Origin of the sequence: Kurthia sp. Dielmo (genome assembly GCF_000307285.2) — a bacterium.
Lineage (GTDB): Bacteria > Bacillota > Bacilli > Bacillales_A > Planococcaceae > Kurthia > Kurthia populi.
The window spans coordinates 7,720-27,671 of the sequence record NZ_HE578967.1; the positions used below are offsets into that span (position 1 = coordinate 7,720).

At 39.9% G+C, this 19,952-nt stretch carries 15 protein-coding genes and 1 riboswitch; of the genes, 11 read left to right on the forward strand and 4 right to left on the reverse strand.

Annotation, left to right across the window (positions count from 1 at the left end):
- Nucleotides 1–96 precede the first annotated feature (96 nt).
- Nucleotides 97–768 (reverse strand): CPBP family intramembrane glutamic endopeptidase, encoded by a 672-nt coding sequence (locus tag KTHG_RS19955; RefSeq protein ID WP_255512517.1) that lies wholly within the window; start codon nt 766–768, stop codon nt 97–99.
- A gap of 184 nt (nt 769–952) precedes the next feature.
- On the opposite strand from KTHG_RS19955, the gene KTHG_RS19960 reads away from it, so the two are divergent.
- Complete coding sequence (locus tag KTHG_RS19960) at nt 953–1,213, forward strand: co-chaperone GroES (protein ID WP_126989631.1); 261 nt, start codon at nt 953–955, stop codon at nt 1,211–1,213.
- Between the two features lie 51 nt (nt 1,214–1,264).
- Nucleotides 1,265–2,890, forward strand: coding sequence for a chaperonin GroEL (gene groL / locus KTHG_RS19965; RefSeq protein ID WP_126989630.1), 1,626 nt, complete (start codon nt 1,265–1,267; stop codon nt 2,888–2,890).
- A 31-nt stretch (nt 2,891–2,921) separates the two neighbouring features.
- Here groL and KTHG_RS19970 read toward each other — a convergent pair whose 3' ends face one another.
- On the reverse strand, nt 2,922–3,278 hold the full coding sequence (locus KTHG_RS19970) for a hypothetical protein (protein WP_139996132.1): 357 nt from the start codon (nt 3,276–3,278) through the stop codon (nt 2,922–2,924).
- 262 nt (nt 3,279–3,540) lie between these two features.
- Here KTHG_RS19970 and KTHG_RS19975 point away from each other — a divergent pair, with 262 nt between their 5' ends.
- The 3 genes from KTHG_RS19975 to KTHG_RS19985 all read left to right on the forward strand — a co-directional run bounded on the left by KTHG_RS19975 (nt 3,541) and on the right by KTHG_RS19985 (nt 5,592).
- On the forward strand, nt 3,541–3,951 hold the full coding sequence (locus tag KTHG_RS19975) for a hypothetical protein (RefSeq protein WP_139996134.1): 411 nt from the start codon (nt 3,541–3,543) through the stop codon (nt 3,949–3,951).
- Nucleotides 3,952–3,986: 35 nt separating this feature from the next.
- Complete coding sequence (locus KTHG_RS19980; protein WP_139996136.1) at nt 3,987–4,433, forward strand: putative zinc-binding metallopeptidase; 447 nt, start codon at nt 3,987–3,989, stop codon at nt 4,431–4,433.
- Nucleotides 4,434–4,713: 280 nt separating this feature from the next.
- A complete protein-coding gene (locus KTHG_RS19985) occupies nt 4,714–5,592 on the forward strand; it encodes a diacylglycerol/lipid kinase family protein (RefSeq protein WP_139996138.1) in 879 nt (292 codons plus the stop codon).
- 48 nt (nt 5,593–5,640) lie between these two features.
- Here the strand turns inward: KTHG_RS19985 and KTHG_RS19990 are convergent, their stop codons facing one another.
- Nucleotides 5,641–6,507 (reverse strand): N-acetylmuramoyl-L-alanine amidase, encoded by an 867-nt coding sequence (locus KTHG_RS19990; protein WP_186439701.1) that lies wholly within the window; start codon nt 6,505–6,507, stop codon nt 5,641–5,643.
- Nucleotides 6,508–6,730: 223 nt separating this feature from the next.
- Between KTHG_RS19990 and KTHG_RS19995 the strand changes: the two genes are divergently transcribed.
- Nucleotides 6,731–8,647: an acyltransferase family protein gene (locus tag KTHG_RS19995; RefSeq protein WP_139996142.1), complete on the forward strand. Its 1,917-nt coding sequence runs from the start codon at nt 6,731–6,733 to the stop codon at nt 8,645–8,647.
- 147 nt (nt 8,648–8,794) lie between these two features.
- On the opposite strand, the gene KTHG_RS20000 is transcribed toward KTHG_RS19995, so the two are convergent.
- Nucleotides 8,795–10,822, reverse strand: a complete 2,028-nt coding sequence (locus KTHG_RS20000; RefSeq protein ID WP_139996144.1) for a Na+/H+ antiporter — start codon at nt 10,820–10,822, stop codon at nt 8,795–8,797.
- Between the two features lie 130 nt (nt 10,823–10,952).
- Between KTHG_RS20000 and hemG the strand changes: the two genes are divergently transcribed.
- From hemG to desA, 5 genes are all read left to right on the forward strand, one after another.
- Complete coding sequence (gene hemG / locus KTHG_RS20005) at nt 10,953–12,341, forward strand: protoporphyrinogen oxidase (protein WP_139996198.1); 1,389 nt, start codon at nt 10,953–10,955, stop codon at nt 12,339–12,341.
- A gap of 58 nt (nt 12,342–12,399) precedes the next feature.
- Nucleotides 12,400–13,110: a class A sortase gene (locus tag KTHG_RS20010; protein WP_139996146.1), complete on the forward strand. Its 711-nt coding sequence runs from the start codon at nt 12,400–12,402 to the stop codon at nt 13,108–13,110.
- Nucleotides 13,111–13,277: 167 nt separating this feature from the next.
- Nucleotides 13,278–13,379: riboswitch (SAM riboswitch) on the forward strand.
- A gap of 85 nt (nt 13,380–13,464) precedes the next feature.
- A complete protein-coding gene (locus tag KTHG_RS20015; RefSeq protein ID WP_139996148.1) occupies nt 13,465–15,324 on the forward strand; it encodes a bifunctional homocysteine S-methyltransferase/methylenetetrahydrofolate reductase in 1,860 nt (619 codons plus the stop codon).
- Nucleotides 15,305–18,733, forward strand: a complete 3,429-nt coding sequence (metH, locus tag KTHG_RS20020) for a methionine synthase (RefSeq protein ID WP_139996150.1) — start codon at nt 15,305–15,307, stop codon at nt 18,731–18,733. The genes KTHG_RS20015 and metH overlap by 20 nt, the downstream gene beginning before the upstream one ends.
- A 191-nt stretch (nt 18,734–18,924) precedes the next feature.
- Nucleotides 18,925–19,947, forward strand: a complete 1,023-nt coding sequence (gene desA / locus KTHG_RS20025; RefSeq protein WP_139996152.1) for a Delta(5) desaturase DesA — start codon at nt 18,925–18,927, stop codon at nt 19,945–19,947.
- Nucleotides 19,948–19,952: the final 5 nt, after the last annotated feature.

Below are 19,952 nucleotides of genomic sequence, written 5' to 3' on the forward strand. Positions count from 1 at the left end.
CGCAACGAAAAACCGGAACCGCGCCACCGCGCGATTCCGGTTTTTCTTATGCTCATAGGAACGGTTGTTTTTATACGTATGTCCCAGCCTCTTTTTCTATTGAGTAAATGTTACAAAGGTATTTAATAAAATATGCGCAATCATCGGTGTAATAATGCGACCGGTTTTAGTATATAAAAATGCCATAACGAAGCCAGTAATCGCATAAAGTAAAATATGCACAAAATCAAAATGCATAAGCGCAAAGAATAACGAACTAATCAGTGCTGCTACCCAGAAGCTTGTGCCCTGATAAAGTGAACCGAAGATGACACGACGAAATACGAGCTCCTCTAAAATGGGACCAAAGAGGGCGATAGCTAAAATGGCGATTGGCACAACATCCGTTATACCGAGAAGGGATGTTGTATTTTCAGAGCTGCCGCTAATACCGAGCAATGACTCAATCATGCCACCAATCATTTGGCCAGCGAGCACCATAACAAAACCAATAATTCCCCAAAGAATCGCTTGTGGGAGTGGCATTTTTTCTTTAAAGTTGTCAAAAAATTGTTTGTCGCGTGCAATGAAAAGAATCGATACAATCAGTGCTAAAAGCATACTAAAAAACATATACCAGCCCTGCGTATGAAGTGCCAATTTATCGTGCGTCCATGTAGGGTGTTGGTCTTTATAGAAAGTATACAGCGGTTGCAGTAAAACAGCACCACTTAGCTGCATAATAATATACGTAATCAGTATATAGAAAGCTGTTTTTTTATTTTTCACAATAGGAATCCTTTCCTTTACAGTAAGTGTTCTTCTTTATTGTAGAGGAAAGAATGTTAAATTCAAAATTTTTATGCGTAATACTTGCAAGTTCAGTTGAAATTCATTAATATAATACTTGTGTTAGCACTCAAGACTAAAGAGTGCTAATAAATTAAGATATCTTATTAGGAGGTTGTTTCATTTGTTAAAACCATTAGGCAAACGTATTATTATTGAGGTCGTAGAAGTAGAAGAAAAATCTGCATTCGGCATCGTATTACCAGACTCTGCAAAGGAGAAACCTCAACAAGGTAAAGTATTAGCTACTGGATCAGGCGTTACTTTCGACGTGAAAGAAGGCGACGATGTTGTGTTCGCAAAATACGCAGGCACAGAAGTTACTTACGGCGATACTGCTTACTTAGTCCTTTCAGAAGAAGACATTTTAGCGGTAATTGAATAATCCTTGCATATCTTACTTTATTAATTTAAAAATTTCAGGAGGTTTTCAAACATGGCAAAAGATATTAAATTCAGCGAAGAAGCACGTAGCTTAATGCTACAAGGTGTTGATAAATTAGCGAATACAGTAAAAGTGACATTAGGTCCAAAAGGTCGTAACGTTGTTTTACAAAAATCATTTGGCACACCACTTATTACAAATGATGGTGTAACAATCGCAAAAGAAATCGAATTAGAAGATCCATATGAAAACATGGGTGCAAAACTTGTATCTGAAGTAGCTTCTAAAACGAATGAAATCGCTGGTGATGGTACAACAACAGCTACTGTACTTGCACAAGCAATGATTACAGAAGGTCTTAAAAACGTAACTGCTGGCGCAAATCCTGTTGGCATCCGTAAAGGGATCGACAAAGCTGTTGCGACTGCAGTAACAGAACTACAACAAATTTCTAAAACTGTTGAAACAAAAGAAGCAATTGCACAAGTTGCGGCAATTTCAGCAGCGGATGAAGAAGTAGGCGAATTAATCGCTGAAGCAATGGAACGCGTTGGTAACGAAGGTGTTATTACATTAGAAGAATCTCGCGGCTTCACAACTGAACTTGAAGTTGTAGAAGGGATGCAATTTGACCGTGGTTACTTATCACACTACATGGTGACAGATAACGATAAAATGGAAGCTGTTTTAGACAATCCATACGTATTAATCACAGACAAAAAAATCACAAATATCCAAGAAATCTTACCAGTGCTTGAGCAAGTGGTACAACAAAGTCGTCCACTATTAATCATTGCTGAAGATATCGAAGGCGAAGCTCTTGCAACAATCGTTGTCAATAAATTACGTGGTACATTCAATGTCGTAGCTGTTAAAGCACCTGGCTTTGGTGACCGTCGTAAAGCAATGCTTGAAGATGTAGCGGTATTAACTGGTGGTACAGTGATTACAGAAGATATCGGCTTAGATTTAAAACAAGCAACAATCGATATGCTTGGTAATACTGGCAAAGTCGTTGTGACAAAAGACCATACAACAATTGTTGAAGGTGCTGGCTCACAAACTGAAATTGAAGCGCGCGTTGAAAACATCCGTAAACAACACGATCAATCAACTTCAGAATTCGATAAAGAAAAATTACAAGAACGCCTTGCAAAACTTGCTGGTGGTGTAGCTGTAATTAAAGTCGGAGCTGCAACTGAAACCGAATTAAAAGAACGTAAATTACGTATTGAAGATGCATTAAACTCTACTCGTGCTGCTGTACAAGAAGGTATCGTAGCAGGTGGTGGTGTTGCACTTGTATCAATCTACAATAAAGTAGCAGAACTTGCAGATGCAAACGAAGGCGACGTAGCAACAGGTGTACGCATTGTATTACGCGCATTAGAAGAACCAATCCGTCAAATCGCAAACAACGCCGGTCTTGAAGGTTCAGTTATCGTAGACCGCTTAAAACGTGAAGAAGTAGGAATTGGCTTCAACGCAGCAACTGGCGAATGGGTAAACATGATTGACGCTGGTATCGTTGACCCAACAAAAGTTACACGTTCAGCACTTCAAAACGCTGCATCAGTTGCTTCTCTATTCTTAACAACAGAAGCAGTAGTAGCAGAAATTCCTGAAGCAAGCGCTCCTGCAATGCCTGATATGGGCGGCATGGGCGGTATGATGTAATACCACGTTAGGACTTTATCTACCCTAGCGCTTAGCACACATTAATAAAAAGAGCCTTACGACGCTTTGTCGGAGGCTCTTTTTTGTCTATTTTTTTAAAGCCATAATACGTGCGCATACCTTCTAAGGTCGCGACCATAAAGCGTGTTTTTTTCGATTTATATTCAGCCGTCACATAGTATTCATCGACTTTATAAAGGGCGATGTTTTTACGACCGTCTGTATAGCTGACTTGATTGCTACGTGATTTTTTTAGCGTTTTTTCAGTTGTTCTGCCGTCATATAATACGGCAATGCCCTTTGCAGGAATGCCAGGCAATACGACATCATTTGCTAGGAAATAGTAGGTAGTTTTTTGAGCCGAGTAGCTAAAAAAGCCGTCGTACATATTGATCAGCGCATCGTCATCACCGGCTGAAATCGCGTCCCAATCTTATACGGATGGTCCGGTAAACGTCCTTTTTCAAATTACTTTACAAACGATGCTTCAAATTTTTTCGCATTGGTCAATTCGTTAAAACTTGTAAGGCTTCATACGATTACTGTTAAAAAGATAATATAATTACGTATACGACACCTTATCTCCCTTGAGTATATTATAATGAAAAGAATGCTGGATAAGATAATATGATTTTTGAGGAAGTGGAAAATTGAAGAAATTGAGTGTGGTGTTATTATTCATTTGCTTTGTGGTAACAAGTGGTATCCAAGCAAATGCAGCAAAAGGCGATACGCTTGTTCATGAAGTACATAAAAAATACGGAGAGTTTTTAATATTTGATAATAGTGATGTCAACGATTCGGAGCGCGAGCGTGTTCTAGTTACTTACACAATAAAAGATGATAAATTGACGAAGCCAAAAATTAAAACACATCAGGCAAAATATCAAAAAATGGCAAAAGATAAAAAAACACATAATAAGTTGTGGAAGCAATTCGCGAATATGATACCTAAAAAAACCGTCAAGAAATTACGCAGTTTCATGTTTTCACTGATGGCCATGATGAACTACTCGCATATGTATTACCCCTTAATTATTCAATATCAAATTGGGCCTTAGCTGTAGATTATAAGGATAGCATCGCTAATAAAAATATGTATTATTCAACACTTGTTCATGAATACGGCCATATTTTAATGTATAAGCAAAAGCAATGGAATCGCATGTTTTCACCATTTTGTAGTAACTATGTCTCACTCGGTAAATGTTCAAATAAAAATTCTCGTGCTAATCAATTTTATGAGGAATTTTGGGCAGGTGATTTAGAGAAGGATTGGAAGACAATGCGCGTAGATGGTGAAGTAGACTATGAATTTTACGATTTATATGAAGCTGATTTTGTAACGTTTTATGCGATGACAGACCCAGATGAGGATTTTGCGGAAACATTTGAATATTTCTTATTTACAAAAGAGCCTACTAAGACAAAAAAAGGAAAATATAAAAACTTAGCAGATGCAAAGCTTGGATTTTTCTTTGAAGATCCTCAAATGCTCAAATTACGTGAGAAGATGTTGAAGAATTTATTGAAGCATTATTAAAACTTTTTTATTTCTCTAGACGTCTAATTAGAGGAACAGAAAAAAGCCGAATCCATGTTAGATTCGGCTTTTTTCTCCATTATTTTCCGACAACGGTTTCTTTTTTGTTTTGGATGAACCATCTTTGGTAGTCGCTGTGACGGTGATTATTGTTTTCCCTTTTGTGAGCTCCTTTTTGTATTACTTATAGTTATCCCTTTTAAACTACCAATTGAAACCTTCTTACACGTTATGTTTTTTAATGAAAGGGGAACAATAAGTAAAAAAGGAGTGGAAGCTTATGAAAGCTGTTATGATTGTTAATCCTTCTGCAGGAAAAGAAAAAGCCGTTAGCTATAAAGAACATTTAGAACGGGAACTTTCAAAGAAATATGATGAGGTAGAAGTTCTTGAAACACAGCAAGAAGGGGACGCTACAAAATTTGCGATAGACTGTGCAGCAACGACTGATTTAGTCGTTGCGATGGGCGGCGATGGGACGCTTAGTGAGGTGATTATGGGGATTGCACCGCTTGAAAAGAGACCGACACTTGCTTTTATGCCACTTGGTACAGTAAATGAATTTGCACGTGCGCTTGATATGCCACTTGTCCCTGAAGAAGTGATTGATGAGATTTTGACCTACAAGCCGCGCAATATTGATTTAGGCTATATTGAAAATCAGTATTTTACAAATAGTGTTACAATCGGCACAATTCCAAGAGCGATGCATGAAGTGCCATCCGAAGCTAAAACGATGTTTGGCCCGTTTGCATTTGTTATGAAGGGTGTTCAGACATTAGCGAAAAATGAAAATTATCATTTTGATATCACGTATGATGGAAAACATTGGCAAGGAGAAGCGGCAATTGTTATGATTGGGCTAACGAGTTATATTGCAGGGCTTGAGCATTTTTTCCCGAATGCGACACCTGATGATGGTCTTATGCATGTCATGATTATTCCTGAGCTCGGTTTTAGTGAGTTAGTCAAACTTGCACCAGATTTATGGAAAGGAAAAATTATGGAGTCAGAGCATGTAGAAATGCTGACGTGTAAGACATTAACGGTTTCTGCAAAAGAGCCACTCGTAACGAATGTAAACGGAGATGAAGGGCCTAAACTACCAGTAGAAATCACCGTGAAACCACAGTTTCTAACGGTATTATCGCCACATTAAAAAAACAAAAAAACCGCACATTTCGCGCGGTTTTCTTCTTTTTAATGATTAGTCAAAGTAATTAATTACACCTTTAACAATACCTTGTGCAACGTATTTACGATAGCTATCTTTATTGATTTTTTTCAGCTCACTTGGTGTAGACATATAGCCATATTCAACAAGTGTACCGATGTATGGGTTTTCACGTAATACATGTAAGTTTTGGTAGCGGTAACCTTCATATGGCACTGTTGTTTTCGTTGAAAGCACACTCTTCATGCCGCTATAAACCGCTTTTGTGAATGCTTTTTCTTTACTCTTTGTATAAAGTACTAAGTAGCCTTTATCAGTTTTATTACCAGTTTTACTAGCGTTGTGATGCAGACTAATATAAGCATCTGGTTTTATTTTTTTCGAAATTTTAACACGGCCTGGAAGTGATAACGTTTTATCTGTAGAACGTGTCATCACAACTTCAGCACCTTCGTATTCAAGTTGTTTCTTTAATTCTTTAGCGGCTTTTAAGTTCACGCTTTTTTCAGATGTATTGTAATAAAACGCACCGTCATCTGTGCCGCCGTGACCTGCATCGACCACAATGGTGAAGTTATCTAATGGGAATGTTGCACTTTTGATTGCAACTTTACGAAGATATTTTGTTGAAACCCAACCACTTTCACCTTTGTATGTAATTTTAGACCAACTACCTGATACTTTAGTACGTGTAACAACGGTATTATAGTTTAATTTACGGATTGTCGAATATTTCACGCCCGGACCCTTACGCATATTCAATTTGTCTGTGTTTGGTGCAGTAACTTTCATTTTTACACTAGCAGCATTTGCACTTGATGAAGACATCACAGTAAGCGCTGCTGCGGCAATTGTAAACATTGAGATCGCTGCAATCCATTTTAAAATAGTTTTTCGCATGATGTTCCCCCCTACTTGTTCTATCATAATCTTTTTGTATCGGAATGGCTCTCGATTTCGTTATCTGTGACAAAATTGTATTATTTGTAATTTTGATGCAATAGATAGTATAGGGAAAAAGACTGGGGACTCTCGTTTGACTAATAGAAGAATGTTTTTTAAAATTTGTAAAGTATGAATCGAACCGTGGATTTGAGGAGTTTTTTTAGTAGGAGGATTTACAATGCCACAACCTGTCAAAAAAAATCATCGGTACATAAGTGGTTTGGATGGATTACGCGCAATTTCAGTATTAGCTGTTATTTTATATCACCTCCATTTCCCATGGATTAATGGGGGATATTTAGGTGTTACCGTATTCTTTGTCTTATCCGGTTATTTGATTACCGATTTATTAATTAATGAGTACCAAAAAACAGGTACGATTGATTTCAAAAGTTTCTGGGTGCGTCGCCTAAGACGATTGTTACCGGCACTTTTCGTCATGCTTATTTTAATTACGGTATGGATTACGTTATTCCAACGTGATTATCTAGCAGGACTACGCGGAGAAATTGGAGCCGCCTTCGTTTACATTAGTAACTGGTATTACGTTTGGCAGGAGCACTCATACTTCACGAAATTCTCACCGCCATCGCCACTACAGCACATGTGGTCACTTGCGGTAGAAGAACAATTTTATATTATTTGGCCAATTATTATGCTAATTGCATTAAAATTTGCGAAATCGACAGGTAAGCTTGCCTTTCTAGTGATGCTATTATCCGTTGTATCAGCAGAAATGATGGCATTCATGTTTACACCGGGCACAGACCCAAGCCGCGTATACTATGGTACAGATACACGTGCCTTTTCATTATTGATTGGTGCGGCACTAGCGATTGTATGGCCAAGTCGACGTTTGAAACCAAATGTTACAACTGAAATGAAGCGTGCGCTAAACATTACAGGTGTTGTAGCATTTGCGCTCATGATGGTATTTATTGTCTTTATGCGTGAAGATGGTACATTCCTTTATTATGGTGGTATGTATTTAGCATCAGCTATCGTTGCGTTGTTGATTGCAGTCATCGTCCACCCAGCAAGCTTTATCGGCGATATTTTAAGTTGGAAGCCGTTATTATGGGTAGGTGTGCGTTCGTACGGTATTTACATTTGGCATTTCCCAATTCTTGTCCTTCTTGGGTTAGGTGTCGATACGGGTGATTTAAGTATGTGGCGCATTTTATTAGCGCTCGTTCTAACGTTAGTGTTATCGGCATTGTCATGGACATTTGTTGAGGATCCGATTCGAAAAGGTGAATGGAAAACATGGCTGAAGCATATGCATCCACGCAATTGGTCATTCAATATTCGCCATTGGAAGGTTCGTACGCGTGTAATGAACGGCTTGCTTGCCGCGTTATTAATCGTCTTTACAGTTGGCTTAATGATTGAACCATCACCAAAAGCGAGTGGTAACAAAGCGCTTGAAATGCATCTGCAAGATCAACAGAAAAATTTAAAAATGACAGCCGAAGAGAAAAAGGCGGCCGAACGTAAGGCGCGAGCCGAAGAGAAAAAAGCGGCGGCAGAAGCGGCAAAACGTCAAAGTGAAAAAGAGAAAAAAGAAGCAGCGAAGTTCAACAAAGATGTCAATCAAGCAAAAGCGAAGCTAACGAATGTACCAATTACAGCAGTAGGCGATTCAGTTATGCTGAGTGCTGCGACCACGCTTCAAAATAACATGCCGAAAATGACGGTGGATGCAACCGTTGGACGCCAAGTAAAAGAAGCCATTGACGTACTTGAAACAATGAATAAAAAAGGCAAGCTTGCGAATAATGTTGTACTTGGACTTGGCTCAAATGGAACGTTCACTGAAAAACAATTTGACGAAATTTATCAAATCTTAGGTAAAGACCGTCATATTTACTTAGTAAATGTGCGCGTACCACGTAGCTGGCAAGATAGCGTGAATACAACGCTTGCTAATGCTGAGAAGAAATATAGTAATGTGTCGATGATTGACTGGTATGATGAATCTGCTACAAAAACAGATATCTTCTATGATGATAAAATACATCCGAATGTTGAGGGTGGAAAATATTATGCTGGTTTAATCACACTTGAAATTGCAAAGCAGTTTAATAAAAAATAAAAAGAGGCTGGGACATACGTATAAAAACAACCTCTCCTATGAGCATAAAAAAACCGGAATCGCGCGGTGGCGCGGTTCCGGTTTTTCGTTGCGAACGCTAAAAAAAGAACATAACGTGTTTTGTCCCAACATCTCTTGTGTCAGAAATTAATCGACGTATTCATACAACGATACACTTTCGATGTAATTAACGAAGCGTCGTAGTTCTTTTTCTTGCTCACGTGAAATTTTACCTTCTTCGTACATATGGTGAATTTCACCACGCTGAACCTCCATCACTTGTAGGTGAAGTTCCTCGCGAAGTTCCTCCTCACGAGCAGAATCAATCGTGACGACTTTACGTAATTTTTCATAGGCTTTTTCATATTCGTAAATGACGATAACATATAGCGGACGTTTGCGTGGGTCGACCGTTTTACGTTCCTCTTTTAAGAAATGAAGTGCCTTTAAATAGCACTGACGACGGATATCTTGGCGCATTCGAATGTAGGAATAAAATTGTGTTTTATCCGTATCATTTTTGCGCGTCATAATCCACATGCGAATGACTTGACGCAAGGTAATGAAGAAGCTCATAAACATATTCGTTTCCTGTCGATTCAAGCGATCTTCAATTGTTGATAAAAGATTTGCATACATATCATCATCGAGCTGATTATCATCATGCAGTTCCTCAATATGCTTTCGTTCAATGTTAATGGCGCGCTCGCGTAATTTCGCTAGCTCTTGTTTTTGTTTATCTGATTGTTCCGCATTTGCTTCTAACTGCAGCTGCCTAAACATTTGCTGCAACTCATCTATTAGCTCATAGGTGATGCGTCGATTTTCATCATTAATCGATGTTTGTAGTGATTTAACGGATTTTAAGAGCACTTGCATTTTTGCACGATTAAATGAGTACTGTCCTTCTGCAAGCTCAATTCCCTCATCCTTATCGGTAAGCATCGGAAGAAAAATCGTCGCTGCAAGTAATGTGAATAAAATAACAGCAGACGCTAAAAAGATAATAAGTGAGCGCTCTGGGAAGTTTGCTGTCCCATTTTGAATAAAGTAAGGAAGCGATAAAATCCCGGCCATTGTAACGGCACCGCGCACACCGACAAGGCTACTGATTAAGCTCGTCTTTAATGTTGGACGTACTTGGTCGCGCCCGAAGCGATATTGGAATGTACCAAATGTATAGGACCAGATGAAACGAACACCTAAAATAACAAACCCAATCGCTACAGCATCAAAAATTAAAATCCAGTTATTCGTATGACGATCGGATAAAGAATTCGCCATGGAATCAGGAATGTTTAAGCCAAGTAATAAGAATACGAGACCATTTAAAATAAATAGCACAATCGACCATGTATTTTCTGTGAGCATCTGCTCTTCCGCAAGCATAGGCTCGGCTTTTTCATTAATGAGCGCATGAACAATCCCACCAATTACGACGGCGATAACGCCAGATGCGTGAAATAAATCTTCGGCGATCAAATAAATAATAAACGGTGTGACGAGTTGGAATAACGTATGGAACACCGTATCGCGAATACCTGAGCGACGAAGCCAAAAGCGAATTTGACTAAGTACAATGCTAATTGCCAGTCCGAGTAGTGCCCCAACGATAAAGGTATAAGAAAATTCAACAACGGCTGATTTTAACGAGAAATAGCCTGATACTGCGGCACCAACCGCAAATTTAAAGGCAACTAAGCCTGATGCATCATTGATTAATGATTCACCACGAACAACACTTAAAATACGCTCAGGGATTTGTACACGTTTGGCAATCCCGTTCACCGCAACGGGATCGGTTGGTGATAAAATCGCCGCAAGCGCAAAGGCCGCCGCATATGGAATAGATGGAATGAGCCAGTGAATAAACAAACCACCGAGCACAGTCGTAATAATTACGAGCACAATGGCATTACTTAAAATAAAGCCGCGCATATTCCATAGCTCTTCACGCGGGAAATTGCGCCCATCATTATAAAGAAGTGGTGCAACGAATAACAGCAAGAACCATTCGGATTCAAGCTGGATATCAAAGCTTGGGAAGATAATGGCTAAAATAATCCCAAAGCCAATTTGGACAAGTGCCATCGGAAGAAATGGCAAATAATGACCGAGAATATTTGATAGTAATAAAGAAAGCATTAATAAAATAACTAAAATAAGTAAGTCCACTGAATTTGACGCTCCTTTCTTAAAATATGTACAATTCATGGAAATGAGTAGAACTGCTAGCGATGCCACTAAATGAACGAGTATACTAAAAGACGAAGAAGTTAAAGGAGGCCGAATAATGGCTCAGTCTATGAAAACTATCGTTGTTGTAGGTGGCGGTATCACTGGATTATCAACGATGCACTACTTAACACGCGAATTACAACATAAAAATATACGTCTTGTATTAGTTGAAAAAGAGGCACAGCTTGGCGGTAAAATGGCGACGCATGAGGAAAACGGCTTTATCATGGAGCTTGGCGCAGATTCCATTGTGGCACGTCATAAAAGTGTCATGCCTTTAATCGAAGAATTAGGGCTAGAAGATCGCGTCGTTTATAACGGCACAGGCGTCTCTTATATTTATACCCAAAATGAGCTACATGCTATCCCATTTGAGAGCATGTATGGCATCCCGATGAATAAGGAAGCACTACAGCAAAGCACCCTTATTTCTGAAGCGGGTAAGCGAGCTGCTCTAAATGATTTAACATTACCAAATGAGCAATTTACAAAGGATTCATCTATTGGCGAATTCCTTGAATATTTCTTTGGTGAAGAGCTCGTGAAAAAGCAGATTGCCCCTGTATTATCGGGTATTTATTCAGGTGATCTGTATTCATTAACATTAGCATCTACCATCCCCTATTTAATCGATTATAAAAACCAGTATGGCAGTATTTTAAAAGGCTATGCGGCGAATAAAGACAAGTTTATCAATCTATCACATAATAAGTTTTTATCATTTAAAAATGGCTTACGTGAATTATTTGAGCGCTTTGAAGAAGTATTAACGACAGTTGAGTTTTTAAAAAATACGGCTGTAACGAAGCTTGAAACAGTGAATGAGAAAACCATCGTTCATTTTGACCACCATGAGGCGATTGAAGCAGACCATGTCGTATTAGCGACACCACATCGCATGGCACAGGAAGCGCTAGGTGATGAACGTTTAACACCTGCCTTTGATGCCTTTAAAACGAGCTCGATTATTACCGTATATTTAGGTTATGAAGTCGGCAATGACGTCCTACCAGCAGAGGGCACTGGTTTTATTGTAGCAAATAGTGACGCCGTAAACTGTGATGCCTGTACCTGGACAAGCGCAAAATGGCCAAATACATCAGAAGATGGCAAGCTACTACTGCGTGTCTTTTATAAAAAAACGAATCCGAAATTTGCGGAGTTAATCAAGCTCACAGAAGAAGAGTTAGCACAGCTTGCGATGAAGGATGTCGCGACATCCCTTAATATTGAGGAGCAGCCGTCGACAATTAAAGTATCGAAATGGACACAGCAAATGCCGGTGTATAATTTAGAGCACGCGGCCGCTGTGAAAAATCTAGAGCAACAAATGCAGAGCTATTATCCAACTATTACACTGGCAGGCTGCTCGTATTATGGTGTGGGCATCGGGTTATGCATCGCGAACGGTAAAGAGATTGCGACTCGCATTGCAGCGCAACTTACGACGGTTTAATTCGTTCCAAAACAGGTATTAACAACATAACGAATCGTCGATGAAAGGAAGTAAAATAATGGCGGAGAATACAGCTAAAAAAGGCGGTAATAAATGGTTGACCATTATAGGTGTACTATTATTAATCGCAGGGTTAATTCTCGTATTTAATAAGCCGATTATGGGCTTCGTGGTCAACCATATGACGGATTCAACATTGCAAAATAAAGCGGGTAAAAACTACGATGATAGCATCGCAAAAGCGAAGGAATCAGAAGATGTCACATTTGATTTTGAGCAAGTAAAAGACATTAGCCTCGGCGAAGTATTGAAGGCACAAATGGATTCGAAAAAGCCTGATTCAATCGGTATGGTGAGTGTGCCAGATGTAAACATGCAGCTACCGATTTTATATGGTATTTCGAATAAGAATTTAGCTATTGGCGCAGGCACAATGAAGGAAGAGATGCCAATGGGGACAGGAAACTATGCACTGGCCGGCCATAATGTGCGTAATGAGCGCTCTTTATTTAGTCCACTAACATTAGCGAAAACAGGTATGAAAGCATATGTGACGGATTATGATAAAGTATATATTTATGAAATCGATAAAATTTATAATGTTGAAGCGTCACAAGTCGAAGTCATTAATGACCATAAAAATAAAAAAGAATTAACACTCGTAACATGTAGCTTTAATGGTACGAAGCGTCAAATTACACATGCGAAGTTTATACGTGCAATGAATATTAACGAGGCACCAAAAGAAGCCTTTAAAGAAGAAAAATAATGACAGAGAAATCATCGTTGTCGGTGGTTTCTTTTTTTGATTGAATGGAATGCATCATTGCATTGTCTTTCTAATTTTGCATGAAAATCATGAAAAAAAGACAGAGCTATTGACGTTCTTTCATCTAAGATGTATTATTCATATAATATTCTAAAAATTAAATCAATTTCTTATCAAGAGAAGCAGAGGGACTGGCCCTACGAAGCTTCAGCAACCAGCCGAAAGGTCAGGTGCTAATTCCAGAAGGTAATAACCTTAAAAGATAAGAAGGACTATGCATATATCCCTTCTTATTCTAACGAGTAAGAGGGTTTTTTTATTGGGGAGATTGATAAATAGAAGGGAAGTTCATAGATGGGATTGCTGAACGATTTAAAAACGAAAGTATTAACAGCGGACGGTGCGATGGGCACGCTACTTTATTCATATGGGATTGACTACTGCTATGAGGAATTAAATGTGTCAAAGCCAGAAATTATCGAGGATATTCATAAGCGTTATATCGAATCAGGTGCAGATATTATTCAAACGAATACATATACAGCCAATGCGATTAAATTAGCTCGCTATGGTATCGAGGACCAAGTTGTAGCGATTAACGAAGGTGCAGTTGCGATTGCAAAACGAGCTGCAGCGCCAGGTGGTCAGTATGTACTTGGGACAATCGGTGGCATTCGAGGAATTCGCAAAACGGATGAAACACTAGAAGAAATTTTAGAAGCACTGCATACGCAGGCAACAATTTTAATCGAAGGCGGCGTCGATGGCTTATTACTTGAAACATTTTACGACTTTGAAGAGCTATCAGCATTAGTGAAATTACTACGTGCACACACAGCGCTACCAATCATTGCACAAGTATCGATGCATGAGCCGGGTGTTCTACAAAACGGTGTCTCATTAAATGAAGCACTTCATACACTCGAATCCCTTGGTGCCAATATCGTTGGCGTGAACTGTCGTCTAGGTCCGCATCACACCATCCAAGCGTTTGAAAACGTAGAGCTACCAGAGACAGCCTTCTTATCAGCCTATCCAAATGCGAGTTTATTAGACGTTGAGGACGGTAAAGTTGTTTATGAATCAGAGGCAGATTATTTCGGCCGCGCAGCAGTACTATTACGTGATGAGGGCGTGCGTCTAATCGGCGGTTGCTGTGGGACGACACCGGCGCATATTGCCGAGGTGAAAAAACGTTTAGCAGATCTTCCACCGATTAAAGCGAAAATTGTCGAAAAGAAAAAGTCATTAATTATTAAAGATGCAGATGAAGCTGCACATGAACCACTGCATGTACAGGCGAAAAAACAGCGTACGATTATCGTCGAGCTTGATACGCCACGTCATTTAGAAACGGATGCGTTCGTTGATGGTGCACGTATTTTACAAGATGCCGGTGCAGATGCGGTGACGATGGCGGATAACTCGCTTGCTTCACCTCGCGTCAGTAATATGGCGATGGGTGCTCGTTTGAAATATGAAAAGAATGTTCGCGCACTGGCACATATTACATGTCGTGACCGTAACCTAATCGGTCTGCAATCGCATTTAATGGGCCTTGATGCGCTAGGCATTACGGACATTTTAGCGGTGACAGGGGACCCAACAAAGGTAGGAGACTTCCCGGGGGCAACGAGTGTGTATGATGTTTCAAGCATCGAGCTACTTGAGCTAATTAAAAAATTAAATGAGGGCATTTCATTCTCAGGAAAGCCGCTTCGTAAAAAGGCGAACTTCTCTGTCGCAGGCGCCTTCAATCCGAATGTACGAAATGTGGCGCGCGCTGTACCACGACTTGAGAAAAAAATCGCAGCCGGTGCAGATTACTTTATTTCACAGCCGGTGTATACGAAGGAAAAAATCATTGAGGTGTACGAGGCAACAAAGCATATTGAAGAGCCTATTTTCTTAGGTATCATGCCACTGACAAGTCTACGTAACTCAGAATTTTTACACAATGAAGTACCGGGCATTAAGTTATCCGAAGATGTACTTACGCGTATGCGTGACTGCGAAGAGGATAAACAGCGTGCGCGTGCAGAGGGACTTAAGATTGCGAAAGAGCTAATCGATGTCGCCGCACCACTATTTAAAGGAATTTATTTAATTACACCGTTCATGCGCTATGACATGACCGTTGAGTTAATTGATTATATTAAGCAGCTAGATGCACAAACTGAGGGGGAACAAGTAAATGTCGAAACAACGCATTGAGGACCGTATTCAAGATCATATTTTAATTTTAGATGGTGCGATGGGGACAATGCTCCAAAACGCTGATTTAACAGCAGAAGATTTTGGTGGCGAAGAGTTAGATGGCTGTAATGAAAACCTGAATTTAACACGCCCAGATGTTGTACGTGATATCCACCGTGCTTACTTTGAAGCAGGAGCAGACATCGTAACGACCAATACATTTGGTGGGACACCGCTTGTATTAAATGAATATGGTTTAGGTGAGCATGCGTATGAAATTAATAAACGTGCGGTAGAGCTTGCGGTTGAAGCAGCAAATGAGTTTTCAACACCTGAATGGCCACGTTATGTTGCAGGTGGGTTAGGGCCAACGACCAAAACATTATCGGTAACAGGTGGTACGACATTTGATGCACTACAACATGATTTTTATGTGCAAGCAAAGGGATTAATTGATGGTGGTGCGGATGTTTTATTAATGGAAACATCACAGGATATGCTGAATGTAAAAGCAGGAACACTTGGTATTAAACAAGCGTTTGATGAGCTAGGAAAAGAATTACCGGTTATGATTTCAGGAACGATTGAGCCAATGGGTACAACACTTGCGGGTCAAACAATCGATGCATTTTATATTTCAATCGAGCATATTAAACCACTGTCAGTCGGCTTAAACTGCGCGACTGGACCAGAATTTATGACAGACCATATTCGTACACTTGCGGAAGTAGCGACGAGCTATGTTAGCTGTTACCCAAATGCTGGACTTCCGGATGAGGAGGGTCATTACCATGAAACACCTGAGTCATTATCGAAAAAACTAGCGGCTTTTGCAGATAAAGGCTGGCTAAATGTTATTGGTGGTTGCTGTGGAACGACACCTGCGCATATTAGCGCGATTCGCGAGGCAGTAAAAGACAAAGCACCACGTAAGCGTCCAGACCATGATCATCCGCATATGGTATCAGGTATTGAGCCATTAATGTACGATGATTCAATGCGTCCATTATTTGTAGGGGAACGTACAAACGTTATCGGTTCACGTAAATTCAAACGTTTAATCGTAGAAGGTAAGTTTGAAGAAGCGGCAGAAATCGCCCGTGCGCAAGTGAAAAATGGTGCGCATGTACTCGATATTTGCCTAGCCAACCCAGACCGTGATGAGCTAGAAGATATCCGTAACTATATGGAAGAAGTCGTGAAAAAAGTAAAAGTACCATTCGTTATCGACTCGACGGATGAGAAGGTAATCGAAGAAGCACTAAAATATTCACAAGGGAAGGCCATCATCAACTCCATTAACTTAGAGGACGGCGAAGAACGCTTTGATGCCGTACTACCACTTGTAAAAAAATACGGTGCCTCAATCGTTATTGGGACAATCGACGAAAAAGGGATGGCTGTTGACCGCCATCGTAAGCTTGAAATTGCAGAGCGCGAATACGATTTACTTGTGAATAAGTGGGATATCGCACCAGAAGATATTATTTTTGACCCACTTGTTTTCCCAGTTGGTACAGGGGACGAGCAGTATATTGGCTCTGCTGTCGAGACAATCGAAGGAATTCGTTTGATTAAAGAAAAGCTACCACGTGCCTTAACAATTCTAGGGGTATCGAATGTATCATTCGGTTTACCACCAGTAGGTCGTGAAATTTTAAATGCGGTGTATTTATATAACTGTACACAGGCAGGACTTGATTATGCGATTGTCAATACAGAGAAGCTCGAGCGTTATGCGTCGATTCCTGAACAGGAAATCAAGTTAGCGAATGATTTATTATTCAATACGAATGATGAAACACTCGCGGTATTTACCGATTTCTATCGTGATAAAAAGAAAGAAAAAACAGAGGATGATATTCCAAAAACTGTGCCAGAGCGTCTTGAATATTATATTTTAGAAGGTACGAAGGAAGGTTTAATTGATGATTTAGAGGCTGCGCGTGACATGTATGATGCACCACTTGATATTATCAATGGTCCACTGATGAAGGGGATGGCGACCGTTGGGAAGCTATTTAATGAAAATCAACTAATCGTTGCGGAGGTATTACAATCAGCGGGTGTTATGAAGGCTGCTGTTGCGCATTTAGAGCAGTACATGGAGAAAAGCGCAGATGATGTTGGGAAAGGGAAAATGCTTATTGCAACGGTTAAAGGTGATGTGCATGATATCGGTAAAAACTTAGTCGACATCATTATGAGCAACAATGGCTACACAGTTGTTGACCTTGGTATTAAAGTGACACCACAAACATTAATTGAAGCGATTCGTAAAGAAAACCCAGACATCGTTGGGTTATCGGGTCTGCTTGTAAAATCGGCACAACAAATGGTTGTGACAGCACAGGACTTTAAAGAAGCGGGGATTGATACACCAATTATCGTTGGGGGTGCAGCGCTTTCTCGTCGCTTTACCGATACAAAAATTGCCGCCAACTATAATGGCCCGGTCATGTATGCAAAAGATGCGATGCAAGGACTTGAAACGATTAACCGCCTAATGAGTGATGACCGCGAAGGCTTACTAACGGAAATTTTTGAGGCACAGGAAAAACGTAAAGTACAAGATGCAAATCGTGCAGAGCGTCCGGCAGTTGCAGTGAAAACGCGCCCAGCGAAAACCGTACGTACAGATGTGCCAGTCTACAAACCAACCGATTTAGAGCGCCATGTGCTACGTGATTATACACCAGCTTATTTATATCCATATGTGAATATGCGCACATTAATTGGTCATCACCTTGGTTTAAAAGGCTTTAAAGAAGATATGATTAAAGAGGGTGACAAGCGTGCAGTTGAGCTATTTGAATTAGTGCGAGGTTATTTACAGTCTGATTTATTACATCCAAAGGCCATGTATCAATTCTTCAAAGCACAATCAGATGGCGACGATGTCATTATTTATGACAAGGACGGTGTCACAGAAATCGAGCGCTTTACATTCCCGCGTCAAGAAAAAGAACCATTCCTCTGTCTAGCGGATTTCTTAAAATCAAAAGACAGCGGCGAAATGGACTATGTAGGCTTCCTACAAGTAACGGCGGGTAAGGGCATTCGTGAAAAGGCACAGCAATTAAAAGAGCAGGGAAAATTCCTTGAAATGCATGCGCTTCAAGCAACAGCACTTGAACTTGCAGAGGGCTTAGCAGAGCGAGTTCACCAGGAGATGCGTGACCATGCAGGATATCCAGATGGTGTGGATTTCACGATGCGTGACCGCTTTGCGGCGAAGTATCAAGGACAGCGCTTCTCATACGGCTACCCAGCATGTCCAAACTTAGAAGATCAAAAGAAATTATTTGGTCTGATTCACCCAGAGGATATTGGTGTGAATTTAACAGAGGAATTTATGATGGACCCTGAGGCATCAGTTTCTGCGATGATGTTCTCACATCCAGATGCACGTTATTTTAACGTTTAATAGAGAAAAGAGAGGGGCTAAATGGCCTCTCTTTTTTCCTACATAAAAGTGAGTGGTTACTAATAGATACTTTCGATTATTTTGTCGTTTAACTAGTGATGAATGTCATATGATATGTGTGACATCCACCTATGTGACCTCCAACTAATTTATTTTATACTAGAAACAATAAATTAGTTGGAGGCAAAAAAATGACGGATCGCGAAAAAATTAAAGAACTGAAAAAAGCCGTTGCGCCGTTCTCAAAATCAGAGATGGGCACGAGCATTCGCCAATTGATTAATACGCTCGTACCGCTACTTCTATTATGGGGTGCTGGCTACGGCTTATTTCATGTATCACCTATCATTTCAATCGTCTGCGCAGTAATCGCAAGCGGCTTTGTTGTGCGTACATTCATTATTTTCCATGACTGTACACATGGATCATTTTTCAAAAACAGAAAATTAAATGCGTTAGTAGGGAATATCACAGGCGTTATTACGACATTTCCATACGAACAATGGAAACGCGAACATTTAATTCACCACGCATCAAGCTCAAACTTAGATGAGCGTGGTGTCGGTGACATTTGGATGATGACAACAGAGGAATATAATGAAGCATCGAAATGGCAACGTTTTTGCTACCGTTCATATCGTCATCCAATTATCATGTTCGGCGTAGGACCACTTTATTTAATTTTAGTATCAAATCGTATGAATGCAAAAAAAGCGAAGAAAAAAGAACGTCTTAACACGTATTACACAACGCTTGCGCTAGTCGTTATGCTTGTTGTAATGAGCCTATTATTTGGCTGGCAAGCAATGTTGATTGTACAAGGGATTTCAATGTACATCGCAGCGGTACTAGGCATTTGGTTATTTTATATTCAACATACCTTTGAAGATTCATATTTCGAGAATGAGCAAGATTGGGATTATGTAAAAGCAGCTGTAGAAGGAAGTTCGTATTACCAATTACCAAAATTACTACAATGGATTTCTGGTAATATCGGGTACCACCATGTACATCATTTAGCACCGCGTATTCCAAACTATGAGTTAGAGGAAGCACATGAAAAAACGCCACCACTACAACGTGTCACAACGATTACATTAAAAACAAGCTTCGAATCATTACGTTATAAACTGTATGATGCATCAAACAAACGCTTCATTACGTTTAAAGAGTATGCGGCATTAAAGAGCGCTTCAAATAGAGGTTTGCTATAATAAGC

Bases quoted from the DNA above. Each gene is read 5' to 3' on its own strand.
- groL (WP_126989630.1), top strand. From the start codon at position 1,265: ATGGCAAAAGATATTAAATTCAGCGAAGAAGCACGTAGCTTAATGCTA.
- KTHG_RS19970 (WP_139996132.1), bottom strand. From the start codon at position 3,278: ATGTACGACGGCTTTTTTAGCTACTCGGCTCAAAAAACTACCTACTAT.
- KTHG_RS19980 (WP_139996136.1), top strand. From the start codon at position 3,987: ATGTATTATTCAACACTTGTTCATGAATACGGCCATATTTTAATGTAT.
- KTHG_RS19985 (WP_139996138.1), top strand. From the start codon at position 4,714: ATGAAAGCTGTTATGATTGTTAATCCTTCTGCAGGAAAAGAAAAAGCC.
- KTHG_RS19990 (WP_186439701.1), bottom strand. From the start codon at position 6,507: ATGCGAAAAACTATTTTAAAATGGATTGCAGCGATCTCAATGTTTACA.
- KTHG_RS19995 (WP_139996142.1), top strand. From the start codon at position 6,731: ATGCCACAACCTGTCAAAAAAAATCATCGGTACATAAGTGGTTTGGAT.
- hemG (WP_139996198.1), top strand. From the start codon at position 10,953: ATGAAAACTATCGTTGTTGTAGGTGGCGGTATCACTGGATTATCAACG.
- KTHG_RS20010 (WP_139996146.1), top strand. From the start codon at position 12,400: ATGGCGGAGAATACAGCTAAAAAAGGCGGTAATAAATGGTTGACCATT.
- KTHG_RS20015 (WP_139996148.1), top strand. From the start codon at position 13,465: ATGGGATTGCTGAACGATTTAAAAACGAAAGTATTAACAGCGGACGGT.
- metH (WP_139996150.1), top strand. From the start codon at position 15,305: ATGTCGAAACAACGCATTGAGGACCGTATTCAAGATCATATTTTAATT.
- desA (WP_139996152.1), top strand. From the start codon at position 18,925: ATGACGGATCGCGAAAAAATTAAAGAACTGAAAAAAGCCGTTGCGCCG.